General features: G+C 59.5%; 1 protein-coding gene. It reads right to left on the bottom strand.

The window, feature by feature from the left end; genetic code table 11:
• The coding region (locus tag F1003_RS18855) for an HTH domain-containing protein (RefSeq protein ID WP_155090365.1) at nucleotides 1–264 on the bottom strand (264 nt) is incomplete at both ends.

The raw sequence follows: 264 nt of genomic DNA, 5'->3' as shown, positions 1-264 counted from the left end.
CAGTTTGATGGAAAAGGCCGACGTCAGAAAACGCAGCAGAAGATGCTGTACCCGTTCCGCTCCGCTGCGGGGGATACGCAGCGTGCGCGGACGCTCTGCCTGCAGGGTCTGATAACGGCTGGCGTCGTCAATTTTTAGCTGATAACCGCTGCCACGGTTGAGGATAAACTGCGCCCCGTGGCTTTCCAGCAAAGCGTTCAGCGCAGTGATATCAGCCCGGACGGTACGCGTGGAAACCGACAGCCGCTGCGCCAGTTCATCCTG

The sequence above is a fragment of the Winogradskyella ouciana genome (genome assembly GCF_009709615.1).
Taxonomy (GTDB): Bacteria; Bacteroidota; Bacteroidia; order Flavobacteriales; family Flavobacteriaceae; genus Winogradskyella; species Winogradskyella ouciana.
Note: the sequence above shows the minus strand (reverse complement) of the source record. Positions and strands in the feature narration are given on the sequence as shown.